8 protein-coding genes are annotated in these 14,647 nt (G+C 46.3%); 4 read left to right on the forward strand and 4 right to left on the reverse strand.

Annotation, left to right across the window (positions count from 1 at the left end; all coding sequences use genetic code 11):
- Positions 1–205: 205 nt before the first annotated feature.
- Together ACWNM1_RS06610 and ACWNM1_RS06615 are read left to right on the forward strand one after the other, a co-directional pair.
- The gene (locus ACWNM1_RS06610; protein ID WP_449600396.1) at positions 206–1,849 is read left to right on the forward strand and encodes an SWIM zinc finger family protein; all 1,644 of its coding nucleotides are present in this window, start codon (positions 206–208) and stop codon (positions 1,847–1,849) included.
- Positions 1,846–4,866 carry a DEAD/DEAH box helicase gene (locus ACWNM1_RS06615; RefSeq protein WP_449600397.1) on the forward strand — a complete coding sequence of 1,007 codons (3,021 nt, stop codon included), beginning with the start codon at positions 1,846–1,848 and terminating at the stop codon, positions 4,864–4,866. The genes ACWNM1_RS06610 and ACWNM1_RS06615 overlap by 4 nt, the downstream gene beginning before the upstream one ends.
- A 101-nt stretch (positions 4,867–4,967) precedes the next feature.
- Here the strand turns inward: ACWNM1_RS06615 and ACWNM1_RS06620 are convergent, their stop codons facing one another.
- Positions 4,968–5,771, reverse strand: coding sequence for a hypothetical protein (locus ACWNM1_RS06620; protein ID WP_449600398.1), 804 nt, complete (start codon positions 5,769–5,771; stop codon positions 4,968–4,970).
- Between the two features lie 492 nt (positions 5,772–6,263).
- Between ACWNM1_RS06620 and hflX the strand changes: the two genes are divergently transcribed.
- A complete protein-coding gene (gene hflX / locus ACWNM1_RS06625) occupies positions 6,264–7,529 on the forward strand; it encodes a GTPase HflX (RefSeq protein WP_042184155.1) in 1,266 nt (421 codons plus the stop codon).
- Positions 7,530–7,641: 112 nt separating this feature from the next.
- Here the strand turns inward: hflX and ACWNM1_RS06630 are convergent, their stop codons facing one another.
- From ACWNM1_RS06630 to ACWNM1_RS06640, 3 genes are all read right to left on the reverse strand, one after another.
- Positions 7,642–11,418 (reverse strand): S-layer homology domain-containing protein, encoded by a 3,777-nt coding sequence (locus ACWNM1_RS06630; RefSeq protein WP_449600399.1) that lies wholly within the window; start codon positions 11,416–11,418, stop codon positions 7,642–7,644.
- A 433-nt stretch (positions 11,419–11,851) separates the two neighbouring features.
- A complete protein-coding gene (locus ACWNM1_RS06635) occupies positions 11,852–12,580 on the reverse strand; it encodes a protein-glutamine gamma-glutamyltransferase (RefSeq protein WP_449600400.1) in 729 nt (242 codons plus the stop codon).
- Between the two features lie 78 nt (positions 12,581–12,658).
- On the reverse strand, positions 12,659–13,918 hold the full coding sequence (locus ACWNM1_RS06640; protein ID WP_449600401.1) for a PucR family transcriptional regulator: 1,260 nt from the start codon (positions 13,916–13,918) through the stop codon (positions 12,659–12,661).
- A gap of 105 nt (positions 13,919–14,023) precedes the next feature.
- Between ACWNM1_RS06640 and ACWNM1_RS06645 the strand changes: the two genes are divergently transcribed.
- Positions 14,024–14,188 (forward strand): hypothetical protein, encoded by a 165-nt coding sequence (locus tag ACWNM1_RS06645; RefSeq protein ID WP_449600402.1) that lies wholly within the window; start codon positions 14,024–14,026, stop codon positions 14,186–14,188.
- Positions 14,189–14,647: the final 459 nt, after the last annotated feature.

Here is a 14,647-nt window from a genome sequence, read left to right on the forward strand (position 1 = left end):
TTTTAATGTTTTTAATGTTTTGACCTTTTTTGACCTTTGTTTGATCTATACTTCAAATTTCAGCACGATTAGTATATGTTTAGGCCCCACGTTCCATACAAGCCAGCAATTTCGCTTTCATTACAACGTCAAAACATCCTACTCAAAAAGAAATGATATAATGAAGGTCAAATAACGACCATTTTTCTTACGGGAGACCAATTGTATGCAACCAACCTATACTATGGATGATACGCAGTGGAGTAAGCTCATCCAGAATGTCGCCTATTATTTCGATGACCTCACCCTCAAACGAGGGTTCCAATATTATAAGCAAAGCCGTATTCGTTCGTTCACTATGACCGAGTCATCTAAGATCAATGCCCTTGTTGAAGGTAGAGAGGATTACCGCGTTACTATTGATCTGGACAGCTTCACTCGGTGCCATTGCAACTGCCCTGTTTCAGGTCATTGCAAGCATATGGCCGCTGTGCTGCTCAGTTTTGCTGAACAACAGAATAGGTCTGTACAAGTTCTAGCTAACGCCAAAGCCGCATCTTTTCTCCCAAAAACATCAAGTAGTTCACCTGTCGGAACCGATGGAAAGCACCAGCAGCAGCTAAAAGAACATGCCAGCCGGATCGCTGACGGAGGCATCACGGAGTGGCGCGAGTATTTTTCGTTCTGCATCACGCCTCTGGCACATACCACTCGGAATCCTGAATATGTGGATCGGGCATTATCTTCCATTACTAAATTTAAGCCGAAGTTATCACCGGAAATGGACAAGCTATTTACCCTGCATGCCCATCTTTTTCTTCTAGAAAAGCTGGCTAAGCCTTCCGCCAATCTACCCGGTCAGGTCGCCTTCACCTCATCACTCGGCTATTACACGCAAGTAGCGGTCTCTGAGCTACAGGAAGCAATCACACGTCTGTTAAAAAGCACACTCCCGCTGTCTCCCGAGCAAGAGCAGGAATACGATCTGTGGCCGCATATCGTCGAGACCCTCACCTACTTGCGGCGTGAGATGTTGACGGAGTCGCGCGATCGCTTGCGGGATCAGCCCTCTTTTTCACTGTGCTATGACCTGCTGTGGAGAAACTGGATTTATCCGAATACCGGTGGAACTAAGCTTTATCTGGATGAAATCAAACAGCTTCAGCAGGCAGAAAGTGAATTAGGCGCTTCCCTGTCACGCCATGCGTGGCTGTTAGCCCAGAGCCGCATGTATTTTTATCTGAAGGATGACCCAAAGGCATGGGAATTACTGAATAAGGCTGCCGAGCGCCCAGGTCTCCATCCTGATGAGCTTATGAGCTTCACCTCCCCGCTTCTGGATGCAGGTGAATGGTCACGCTTGGTGGGCTGGCTTGCTCAGATCGGTCCACTGCTGAGCAGCAGACTCTATAATCTGAATAACTATTCGAACAGATGGGAAGAGGCCGTTCGCCACCTTCCTGAAGCTGAGCCGCAGATGTGGAATACATTAGCCACCATGTTACCTATCTCTGGAGAAGTATACGAAGAGAAGTTAATTACCTATGAAAAATGGCAGACATGGATGGATTATCAACTGTCCATCGGTAAGCTGCCTTCCGAATTTCGTGTTACAGACCTCCAGCCTATGGAGAAAAACGCACCCGAAGTTCTACTCCCCTTCTACCATCAGGCCGTCGAAAGATTTGTGCTGGATAAGAATAGACATAGCTACAAGGCGGCTGTGAAACTATTGAAGCGATTATCCAAGCTGTATAAAAAAATGAAACAAGAAGAACGATGGGAAGAGTTCCTCATTGCCTTCACCACAAAGCACAGCAGACTCCGTGCGCTGCAAGAGGAGCTTCGGAAAGGAAAGCTAATACCATGAACATGCATTTGCGCACGCTGACCATCCGGCTTGCATTAAGCCAGTATGGCGACGCTTTAATATACGGAATGAATGAAAGAGAAGATCTCGTGCCCGGTTTGCAGCTTAAACAGCGGTTATTCGCCTGGCATGAGGCGTCTTTTTATGGAACGGAGTTAACGGTTCAACCAGCTGGCGAAGGTGTAGAGCTAGTGATTCTACCTGCGGAGCAGGTCATCCCTTTCTTTGCAGAGCAGAAGCTGCTGGCGCATATCGAATGGAACTGGGAGGGCGATGCGGCTCACCTGACTGAACTGGCGCCACTTCTGACTATATGTCTGGAGAACAAACAGTATATTCCTGATATCTCCGCTTATCGCGCTGGGAGGTTGCAATGGACCTGGGATGAGGGTGCTTTTGCGCAGGTGGCAGTGGAGAATGACACTGCCAAAGGGGCTCTTGAGGCGCTAAATGGCGGCAGCGAATTTAGCCGTGGGTTACGCGCGGCGTTCTCCGCCGCCGTATCGCAGAGGTATTACAGCACGGAGACCGAGGCAGGTGACCTCCGGAGCGAATTCCCGCTTCTATTCGATAGAAGCGGGGCCCTTGCAGCGGGCATGGATACCGCTGCATGGCTTATCGCCATTGGCTGGAAGGCGGATACCGCGCCTTTCCGGCCTGCCCTTCAGCTGCTGGAGCCGGAAGGGGATGAATCCCCTTGGCGGCTGCAGCTGATCCTTCAGGACAAGCGCGATGAATCCGCGCTTGTTCCCATCAGGCTCGCCGACGACGGCGAGCCGCACGGCTTGTGGCCGACAGCATGGTCGGCCCACGTGCACGAACGCGCCGCGGGATGGCTGGAGCGCCTCCGCGGCAGTCTGCCGCCCGAGCGCTTCGCGGCGGGCGGCGACGTGCTGGCCGAACCGCTCAGCGATGCCATCGCTTGGCGGTTCTTGACGGCCGAGAGCCAGCGGCTGCTGGAAGCAGGCTGGCAAGTGCTGTTGCCGGCGTGGTGGGAAGCCGCCAGCCGGAAAAAACCGCGCCTGCGCGCCAAGATCAGCTCCGGCGAGGACAAACGCAGCGGCGGCGAGTCGCTGTTCGGGCTCGATTCGATCATCGATTTCGATTGGCGAATCTCCATCGGCGACGTCGACCTCACCGAAGCTGAATTTGCCGAGCTGGTCGCAAGAGGAGAACGACTCGTCCGCTTCAAGGGCAAATGGGTCTCTCTCGATCCCGCGCTGCTAGCGCAAATCCAAAGAGCCATGGCAGGTATGGACAAGTCTCAGGGCTTGTCTTTCCAAGATGTGCTTCAGCTTCATTTGCTACAAGCGAGTGAGGAAGCTGAGGCCGAGGCTACAGAAGAGCAGCTTCAAGAGGATGCGGCGCGCCTGCGGCTCGAGGTAGAGCTAAACGAGCATTTGATCAGCCTCATTGGTCAGCTCGGCCAGCGCTCACAATGGCCGAAGCCTCCAGTGCCCGCAGGACTCCAGGCAGAGCTACGCACCTATCAGCATGAAGGATATGCTTGGCTGACTTTCCTGCGTCAATTCGGTTTGGGGGCTTGTCTAGCCGATGATATGGGGCTTGGAAAGACCGTCCAACTCATCGCATATTTACTTCATATCAAAGAAAATACCGATCCAAGCGCTTCCCGTCGCCAGACCGACCCTCCGGGTTGGCCTGCTCTGATCATCTGTCCTACCTCTGTGCTGGGCAACTGGCAGAAGGAATTGCAGCGCTTCGCGCCTTCTTTGAATGTGATGCTGCACTACGGGAGTAACCGTCTGGACGCAGGATTCTTCTATGGTGCTGCTTCGCAAGCTGACGTAGTACTCACCTCTTATGCGACTGCGGCGCTTGATCAGGAGTTGCTGAAGGAATTCACTTGGGCGGCGATTTGCCTGGACGAAGCACAGAACATCAAAAATGCTCAAACGAAGCAGTCGGTAGCTGTGCGCAGCTTCCCGGCTTTACACCGGATTGCTCTGACAGGAACGCCTATAGAGAACAGATTATCCGAGCTGTGGTCCATTTATGATTTTATAACCCCAGGTTATCTGGGTAGCGCAAAATCCTTTAACGATCGATTCAGCAATGCCATTGAGAAGGAACGCGACGAGAAGCGTACAGCGGACCTACAGAATCTCGTGAAGCCGTTCATGCTACGCCGTAAGAAAAAGGATCCCAACATTCAGCTCGATCTTCCAGATAAAAATGAGATGAAGACCTATGTCCATCTGACAGCTGAACAAGCTGCGCTCTATGACCAGACCGTAAACGGACTGCTCGACCGTATGCAGAAGTTGGAAGGTATTGAGCGTAAGGGCGCCATTCTTGGGGCTTTGACCGGACTTAAGCAGCTATGTGATCACCCGATGCTTGTGACTAAGGAGGCCCTCCCTGAAACGGATTCGGACAACAAACTGGATACCAGTCTACTCATTAACCGTTCCTCTAAACTTGAAAGACTGCTGGATATGGTTAAGGAGCTGCGTGCAGAGGATGAGCGCTGTCTCATCTTTACGCAATATGTCGGGATGGGAAAAATGCTTCAGGCTGTTCTACAGCAGGAGCTTGGGGAGCCTGTCCTTTATTTGAACGGAAGTACCTCCAAACAGGCGCGTGACCGAATGATTGAGCGATTCCAGACGCCTGCACCTTCCGCGGACGAAGGGTCCAGACGTCCAGATGCACCACCGTCTGATCAGCCGAATGTATTTATCCTTTCTCTCAAAGCCGGAGGTGTCGGTCTGAACTTAACCGCCGCCAATCACGTATTCCACTTCGATCGCTGGTGGAATCCGGCTGTTGAGAATCAGGCGACGGACCGCGCCTATCGAATGGGCCAGACGCGTGATGTACAGGTGCATAAGTTCATCGCTCTCGGGACGCTCGAAGAAAAGATTGATGAGATGCTGGAGAGTAAGCAGCAGCTAAGTGATAATGTCATCTCCAGCTCCGAAGGCTGGATTACCGAGCTGTCTACTGAGGCTTTGAAAGACCTGTTTACATTACGGCGAGGCTTAACAGACTAATCCTACCGCTTACAAGGATCATCAAAAGGAACATGCGCATCTATGCAGATGTTCCTTTTTCAATCACCCGAATTTATCTTCGGAACTGGATTGAAGAACGCTCACCATTGCTCAGACATCTTAAAGGTGACTGCGAGATCATCATCACCTGATAGTGAGTTAACCACCAAAGTAACCGGCTCATTCTCTAGCTCGTAAGAGAGTCGCTCGTTAAGCAAATTAACAGCCAAATTCGCATAAGCACCGGAGATTCCCGATCCTGTACCTTGCATAATCACCTTTCCACCCGTGACCGTAGTGCAGGTGTAATTCACCAGCAGTGCTGTGTCCGTGACAGGAATATCCGTAGTTGGCGTTGGGAAATTTTCGAATGTCCCATCCAGAGTGCCACCTGCGACGACCATATACCGCACAGGTCTTTTGGATAGAATATCTAAAGCCGCCGGTCTAATCTCAGCCGCAAGACCTTGTGGAATAGTAAAGGCAGGGCTCCTCATAAAGCTAATCGCCGCGAAGTCAGTCGATGTAACCGATACATTATCACGGATTTCCGAGGTTATACGGCTTACTTGAAACACTTCCAGATTAACAGCCGTCCAGACACCGTTCACATCCACAAGAAAAACCTGAATCTTCAATTGTTCCTGTGAATACACAAAATTAAATTGGAATAAATCCTCTACAATAGTGTAGGTTTTGCTTGACGTTTCCCGATATTGCAGCTCAAATAATTCTTCAATAAAGACTGTCTGAGGACTTGCACTATTGGCTAAACCCGTTATATAACAAGCCGCGTCAGCTAATCCATTGTTAACCACTTTGATCACAACTTGATCTATTGGACGAATACCGTCGACAGGTAAATTAATGATGGTGTTTGTAGAGAGGACAGGCAATGTCTTCACACCTCCTATTCATATCAAATTATATATATATGGTATGCAATCATTTTTTAGAATTCTTGGATTGATATTAAAATAGAGATGTGCTTCACCGAGCATAAAATACAGATTTGCCACCAAATAAAGGATGTGGTAAACTCGACTTAACTTTTTATGAACGGAGGGTTACGTGTGATAGACTTTATCCGAGTTAGAACTTTGCGCGGCTAATTGAATAGCGCTAAAGCTCTGCCCATGTGCAGAGGACTCAGGATAGGTCTACCCATTTAACTCCATAGAAGCCAATAAACCAACTGCTGCTCGTAAGGGATTAGGTTATCATTTCCCTACGCCCCAGCCGTTGTTTAATTCGATATATCTATGGAAGACCCTAATGTCGTAATGGAGATTTCTCCTTACACATTTGTTCTGACGTCCTCTATCGAACCGTAAGCACAGGCAGATGTCCTGTGTTTTTTTGCGTTTACTATTTACTATTGGAGGATGAATAAATATATGGAACAACTACGAGAAAAAGCTATTATAGTCGGTGTTCAGCTACAAAACGAAACAAACTTCGATTATTCGATGGAAGAACTCACTAATCTGGCAGCTGCCTGTGACCTAGAAGTTGTCGGAGAACTTAGTCAGAAGGCAAGCCGGATCAACCCTTCCCACTATATCGGCACAGGCAAAATCCAAGAACTATCTGCGCTCTTAGAAGCGCATGATGCTCCTATTGTTATTTTTAATGATGAGCTGTCTCCTTCACAGATTCGCAATTTGGAGTCTTCTCTAGGCCGTCAGGTCATTGATCGAACGATTCTGATCTTGAATATTTTCGCAGAACGAGCGAAGACCAAAGAAGCACAGCTGCAAGTAGAAGTAGCCAAGCTGCAGTATATGCTGCCCCGCCTGACAGGTCTCCGAGAATCCCTCGGAAGACAAGGCGGTGGTGCTGGGCTGAAGAACAGAGGCGCTGGTGAAACGAAGCTGGAGCTGGATCGCAGAAGAATTGAAGAACGTATTTCAGCGTTACAAGTTGAGCTTCAACAGCAAGTAGCAAGGCGCCAAATTCAGCGGAAGCAGCGGCATAAGAATGAGGTTCCGGTCGTCTGTCTCGTCGGCTATACGAATACCGGCAAGTCCAGCTTAATGAATGTGATCGTGGAGACGTATCATCCCGGCTCTAATAAGCAAGTGTTCGCCAAGGATATGTTATTCGCTACGCTGGAGACATCCGTTCGGAGCATTGAGCTACCAGATCACAAAACCTTTTTATTAACAGATACCGTCGGATTCGTCAGCCAGCTTCCCCATCATCTGGTCAAAGCCTTCCGCTCCACGCTCGAAGAGGTGACCGAAGCTGACTTATTGATTCACGTAGTCGATATTTCCGATCCGCAGCATCAGCAGCATATGGCCGTTACCGATGAGACGTTAAAAGCCCTCGGCGCGGACCAAATTCCAACGGTTTATGCTTACAACAAAGCTGACCTAACTGACTTGCCTTACCCTCACCTTGAGGGTGACAATGTCTATCTCTCTGCCAAACAAAATAGCGGGATAGCTGAACTTACAGATCTGATTCGCAGCCATGTGTTTACGGATTATGTACAGTGTGAAATTCTGATTCCATTTGATCGCGGCAATGTGGTCTCCTATTTCAACGAGCATGCCCATGTTCAATCCACTAGCTATGAAGAAACAGGCACACGGCTTGCGCTGGAATGTAGAAAATCTGATTTCGAGAAATTCCGCAACGATTTTGTTGAGCTTTAGGCTATTAGACACAGCAAAGGGGCTGTCCCATAAGTCATAAATGACTCAGGGACAGCCCCTTCTTTTTCTTGTTGGTGGAGGTAAATCCAGTTAACTATCCGAAACATTTCACTTATTGTGCAAGTAATTTATCCAACAAACGAATGATCATCGTAACTGACTCCGCACGGGATGCAGCATCATTCGGTTTGAACAATTCGTTGCCTTTACCAGTTACTATGCCAGCAGTTGCAAAAGCATTGATTTGTTCAGAAGCCCAGTTCGTAGCTACATCCAAAAATAGAATGGATGCGTTAGGAACATAGTTTGTCAGACGAGCAAGCATTGCAACGATCTCAGCGCGGGAAATTTCTTGATTCGGATGGAAAGAACCATCACTATAACCCGTGATTACCCCTTTAGCTTGTAATGCTGCAATCGATTCTGAAGCCCAATGTCCTTGTGTGTCAGAGAAGGATGAACCGTTTGAATTCGGTAGACCAAATGCTTTTGCTACCATTGTGGCGAACTCGGCGCGGGTTACCTTTTGATTCGGATGGTAAGAACCATCACTATAACCCGTTACAATCGCCATCTTAGCTGCCCGCTCCACTACAGAGGCACTCCATGATGATGCCGGAACATCCGTAAAGTTTATAGCGGGAGCAGACTTCTCTTTTTCCACGATAGCTTTAACTGCATCTACATTTACCTTGTCGTTGAACACCAACTTCGACGCTGTTGGCTTCGATGTTGGTGTCGATGTTGGCGGTGTTGGCATCGCTGTTGGCTTCGATGTTGGTGTTGGTGGTGTTAGCGTTGCTGTTGGCTTTGGTGTCGATGTTGGTGGCGTTGGCGTTGGTGTCGATGTTGGTGGCGTTGGCGTTGGTGTCGATGTTGGTGGCGTTGGCGTTGGTGTCGGTATTGGTGTTGGTGTCGGCATTGGTGTCTCAGTTACAGTTGTTTTCTTGACAGAAAACTCATCAATTAATGTACCCGCACTTGTACGTGCCTCCACATGAATCGCATCCTCAGTAATTTTAATAGCAGAGTATACAGGAACGTCTTCATCAAAAATATAATTCAAATAATTATATTGGGTGCCATCATAGAATTTCCAGCCTGAAGCACCACCATCAAGGTATACAGTACCCTCATTGGTAGCTTTATTTGGCTTTCCATCCATCATTGGATAGGTGCGGGCATATACATGATCATGACCAACCAGAACCAAATCGACCTTTTTCTTTTCTAATATGGGGGCAAAATAGGTTTGGGTATACTCAACAAGGGATTCTCGACCATTCTCTGTATGATAAGCTGGACGGTGGAACATAACGACAGTCCATTTTTTATCATTCTGTTCCAAATCGTCCTTTAACCATGCTGCTTGATCAACCATCTGTTCCTCTGTGCCTTCTGAGTTCAATACGACAAAATGAGTATCATCGACTTCATAAGAGTAAGCATATTGCAGTTGGGATTCTGGTCCGTTTTCCGGAAAATTCGCACCTTTGGTGAACACATCCTTCCCTTCACTCTTCACATCATGGTTGCCCAGTGTTAGTGCAGCCGGGAGTTTTGTTGCATATACAGAAGAGGCTAGCCAGAACTTTTGCCATTCTTCGAATGCGCCGCCCACATCAACCATATCTCCACCATGCATAATAAACTGTGTTGATGGATATTGTGTCAAAGCGTTAGTCATTAGCTCTTGGTAGATTTGTAATCCTGGTAGTTGATTCGTATGGGAATCCGTAATAAACAAGAATGAGGTTGGTGTTGATTTATCCTGATCGACAGTAGAATATTCATGCCACTCCGACCATTGGTCTTCATAGCCTACACGATATTTGTAAGTGGTATCTGCTTTCAAGCCCTTAACCAGGACATTATGAAACCGGATTTCCCCCTTCGTTCCATTTCCCTTCATACTAAGCACCTGTAGCTCACTCTCAGCTTGCTGCTGCTTTACATTATTGTTGTCTGGGCTTGCACCTGCTCCCCATTCACCAGCTTCGATGTATTGAATATACGTAGAGGTTTGATCTGGTTTTGTTTGCCAGGCAGCACTCAGTTGTGAAGACATATCCTCTGCGACATAGGTTTGAATATATTGCGGTTCATTCATACCATACTGCTCTACAACTTCATAATTGACAACCTTACTGTTCTGATCACCGATGACTGCTTGTACCTGATAGGTTCCAAGTGCCAATGTAGTGAGGTCTGTTATTAACTGTCCTTTGGCATCTGTTTTACCAAGGCTGCCGCTCAATAACTGACTACTAACATCAGCTTCAGAGATATAACCTGTTGTTTGTCCGTCTGCGAGAATAACCTCGTAAAATCCATTCTTAGCTGCTGTTGAAGCATAGTAACGCTCACCAGCATTTGCAACCATGATTACATTAGAAGATGTATCATCATCCTCATATACACTAGACGTAACAGTGTTAACTGTAACGACTGAGCTTTGCTTTAATAATCCAGTGAAAACAATATCCGCACCTTCATACGGCTTGCCTCCATGGTCTAACACTGTAAAGGTAGAAGGTGTACCCAAACCAACTCCCGTCATTTTCAGCTGATAAGGGAAACCGATTGTATAATGAATGGGCGCAGCTAATGGTGTACTCGTCTGAACGCCGCCAGCAGTAAGACTCGCATTACTCATTGTTATGGTTTTGTACGCTTCACCACGTTCTAAGACGGCATGAGAGCTCACTCTGAAGTTAACAGTAACGACATTTTGAGCTGCTGCTATTACGTTATCAAGTGCTACTTGAACCATGCCGTGCTCATTATCAATATCTGAGGTTAGGGAGACTCCAGCCGCCTGAGTAATGCTTTCAACTTGAAGGGTGCTTGCATCATAATTTAAGCTGAATTTTGCCTGCTCTGCTTTCAAGTAATCTTTGATATTAATATGAACAGGATAGATTTCATTACTTATTGCTTCTTCATCTGCAGTCATGAACAAACGCTCTCCTGCATTTATTGTGAAGGTGAGTTTTTGGGCTGCCGGGTTACCATTCTTGTCCTTCACTTCAATCACAAGCTCATGATAACCGCCATCTACATATTCTCCTGGGTAGGTTAATACATTTGTATCTGGAGAATAGTGCACTTCATCCGTAATATCCGTTCCATCTAACTGAACAGATAAGGTACCCAAATCCAGACCTGATCCGTTATCGGTCAGCTCAACCTTCAATTCATCAAGTGGAGTGTTTAAGACTTCATTTTCAACAGGGGCTATAGGTTTAATGGCAGGAACGTCCTTATCCTCATCAACTTCATCATAGATAAAGGTAATATCATCTACCCAAATAGAGCCCTTGTTTTTCTTGCTCATATTCGATTGTTTCAATTGGAAAAACAATTCAAGAACAATCGGACCCGGTTTACCCTGCGGAATATCTGCCTCGATATATTTCCAGCCGGACCAGTTGATACCCACTTGATTTACATCATAAAATTCTGCCTGGAAAGAAGATCCGCCTATATCTCTAAATTTTGTCGTCAGCAAATGTCCTTCATTGTTTGCATAAACCCACATGCCTACTTTAGTAGGGTAACCTGTAACTGGGATATTCCCCGTTTTATACCCGACTTCAATTTGAGAGGGGTTATCTACTATGCCGATCATATCGTAATCAATTCTAGCCGAATATTGCCCATTTCTTACAAGCTTCTTGTTATCTTCCAAATGCAGCGTAGCATTATACATACGTTTAGGATTAAATTTCACATCATTGATTCCATCTTCAAAATCTTCGACCAGGATGGATGGCGTAGTATCATCTGCTGCGTAGACATAATTATTTTGACTAAAGCCTGTATTAAACCCTCCTCCTAGCAACGTTATCGCTGATGCAATCACTATTGTCTTACGTAATGTATTCATTGCGCTTATCCTTCCCCCCGTGAGTAAAGTATTGATCAAGGAGTACTATAACAGCTCAATGTAAAATTAAACCTTGGCTACTATTAAAGATTAAAATTGTATGCACTGAAATTTCTTTCTTGGCACATAAATAGCTAGTATATTTATGACGTAAGATGCAAGAGTCACAAAGAGGTGGCATTCCAGCTACTCAAGCTTCAATGGCTACGAACTAGAACTATTGAATCCACACGAAAAAAAGACACCCTAGATGGTGTCTTTACTGAAACTACGTATGACGGACAAACGGATGGTGAAGTGATCCCAGAACACCACCTCGTTCGAGTTATGGACAACAGAAGAATAACCGGGGCTGTTTCTTTTGTAGAACATCTACTTATGAGACAGCCCCTTTTTTTCAGGAAGATTACTCTTCTTGGTACCCTCTTAGCTGTTAAATCTTATAAATGTAACTTCTAGTCCCAATTCTTGAAAACACAGTGCACTCAGAGCCTCTATTTTCCGCTCCGGTTAAGACAGAACCTGAAGATAATCTCTGTAAATAGTTAAAATCTGGATGAATGGATTCATTCGTAAGAAACGCTGAAATGTTACTTCCAGGCACTCTTTCCCCATTAAGAGAGTCTATAATGATTTCTCCAGTGGTTATCCCAATACCATGGCCATAGAATAGGTCTTCTTCAAGCTTAACAGCGTTCTCACCCTGCCATTCTGGCTTGCTAGGCGCATGATCTGGATTCCTGAAATACACAATATCTCCCCGCAGCATCTGATCCTTATTATAGTTCGTAACTAAGCGTAGGTTCTCGTCGTAGTTCCAATCCCATAAGAACAAATCCTTAAAATACCTATTAAAGGCTTCTTCACCTATAGCTTCAATTGTCGCCCTGTACATAACAATGACCATCGCTGTCGCGCATTCGAAGGCATATAAATGTCCGTTCTGAAAAATGTCTTTAACCCCAACCGAAGGTGCCACACCAGCGTTCAGCTGAAGTCCTCCGATATCTGTACGCGTCCAAAATTGCGGATTACCGCGTGACTCATCAAATGTTGCAAAATCCGCTCCACTATTATTTAAACCTTCGGCCGAATCCACGATGCTTTCTCTCATTTTCCGTTCAAAGTCAAGGGCATCGGGTGAACGAACTTCCTTCACCATGCTTAGTCCCTCCAATGTTATAGGTTCTAAATATAGGTTATTGTACGTGTTCGCTGCCCAGTTGGTGCTTAATTCATTTTATTCCCTTGACTCAACAAACCACTGATTGAGCTGCCTGGTCTCTTCCGTCAAAATATCCAAATATATAGAAGTGCGGTATCCCGTATCCTTTAAGCTTTTGCCCGTGATTTCTGCAATTCGATTTAATCTGTACAGCAATGTGTTGGTATGAATATGTAAAAAAGCGGCGGATTCCTTCAGGTTTCCACTGAGTGATAAATAAACGGCGATCGTTTTTAGAAAATCACTTTTATGCTCGCGATCATGCTCTTTTAGCGGATACAGCAGAGGACTTTTACGGGTTCGACTGCGCTTTTGCTCCATAATAGCCGGAATATACGCCCAAAATCCAATATCCTCATACAATAGTAACTCCCGGCCATGAAAAGGCAGCAGCTTCTTGATCTCCAGAATGGACCCCGCTTCCCAGTACGCAATAGCTGCCGACATATATTCGGTGTAATCCAGGCTACAGCCAGCAGCCAGCATACAGCTCTCACTCTTACGCATATCCTCGATAATTTTGTGCATGAACGAAGACAGGCCACTATTCCCTTCCATGTGAAAGCTGAACGAAAACAATATAATTAACCGATTGTGCTCTGCCGTCAGAAACAATAATTTCAGCCCCGGATAGGAGGTCATAGTTTGACGAAACCGAAGTACGAAGTGGTCATTGATGACCTTGTCACTCTCAAACACGCTAATATAATATTTGTCCGGCAAAAGAATCGACCAAACTTCCGCATCCTGCTTGATATTCGCTTCATTGTCGTAATGGGAGGTGAGCAGCTTCCAGAAAAAATCCTCCTGCGTTTTCTCCTGCTTCGTCTTCCAACCCCGTTGCTTCAATATATAACGACCAACGATGGCCGCCGCTTTCTCTACAATATTCTCTGCGTGTCCTTCAACTAGATTGCCTGCATCCACTACCCATATGTACCCGAGAATTTCCTTCTGATGTTTGATGCAAATAGCGAGTCGGGGGCCAAGACCTACCTCCATGACCGCAGGAATCCGAATCGGACGTGTAGCGCTCTCAAGCTGCTGCATAATCCCCTTCTTGCGCAAGCCAATAATGACAGCGTTAGGCACGCGCTTTCCAATAATGGTCGAAATTCTCGCGGAATCACTCTCAAATTGATGGGAGCTGTATCCGATCACATGGTGATTACTGTCCTCAATCGTAACTTGGGATTGAAGAGATTCACTAATCGCATCCGCCAACGATTCCATACTATCGAAGAAACGATCAAACAATGGATCCTTTTCCGTCACTAGCCCCACCCCTGCCTGAAAAATAGCCGAACCTTGTACTCTAGAGTGATTTTATTATAGTATGCGTGCTCCTAGCTGACTATAAGATATTGGGATGGGGGCGAGATGGCGGGCCTTGAGATCGCCGGGTGGAGGAGTTACGAGGTTATAGAGTTGCGTGGGGGCGTATTTGCTGAGTACAGGTTACGTTGGTTGCGGAATGGCGGGGTTATGGAGTGGCGTGGGATGGATTTACACAATACGTTGATGCGGCTTACGGGAGCGAGGTGACGGAGTGGCGCGACAACACTTAAACCACTACTTGAGAGAGTTCCCTTATAGTTTTTAGGGAATTCCTCCCTGTAATTGTGTCTCTTTAGCTTTACCTGCTACTAATCAGGGAAAACCTCCCTATAATTACTCCAATTGAGGCACAATCAGGGATATTCTTCATATTTATAGGGAGAAATTCCCTAAAAATAGCTATTTAAGCTATATTGGCGTAATTTATAGGGGGGATTTCCCTATAAATCATCTCCAACAAAACTATCACCGTCTTAAAATCCAAGAAAACTAACAAATGCTAGTTAGAACTAGCCAAATCAGGTTGCACATAGTTGGAACTAGCTACTTTTGATCGAATTTAAACCAACTTCTACGTAGTGTCTATCCACATTTAGCGTCGCACTGGCGACATCAACAGTACCTAACCATACCAAATACAACTTAGCTACTTTTAACAATACACCA

It is taken from the genome of Paenibacillus sp. Marseille-Q9583, assembly GCF_976954365.1.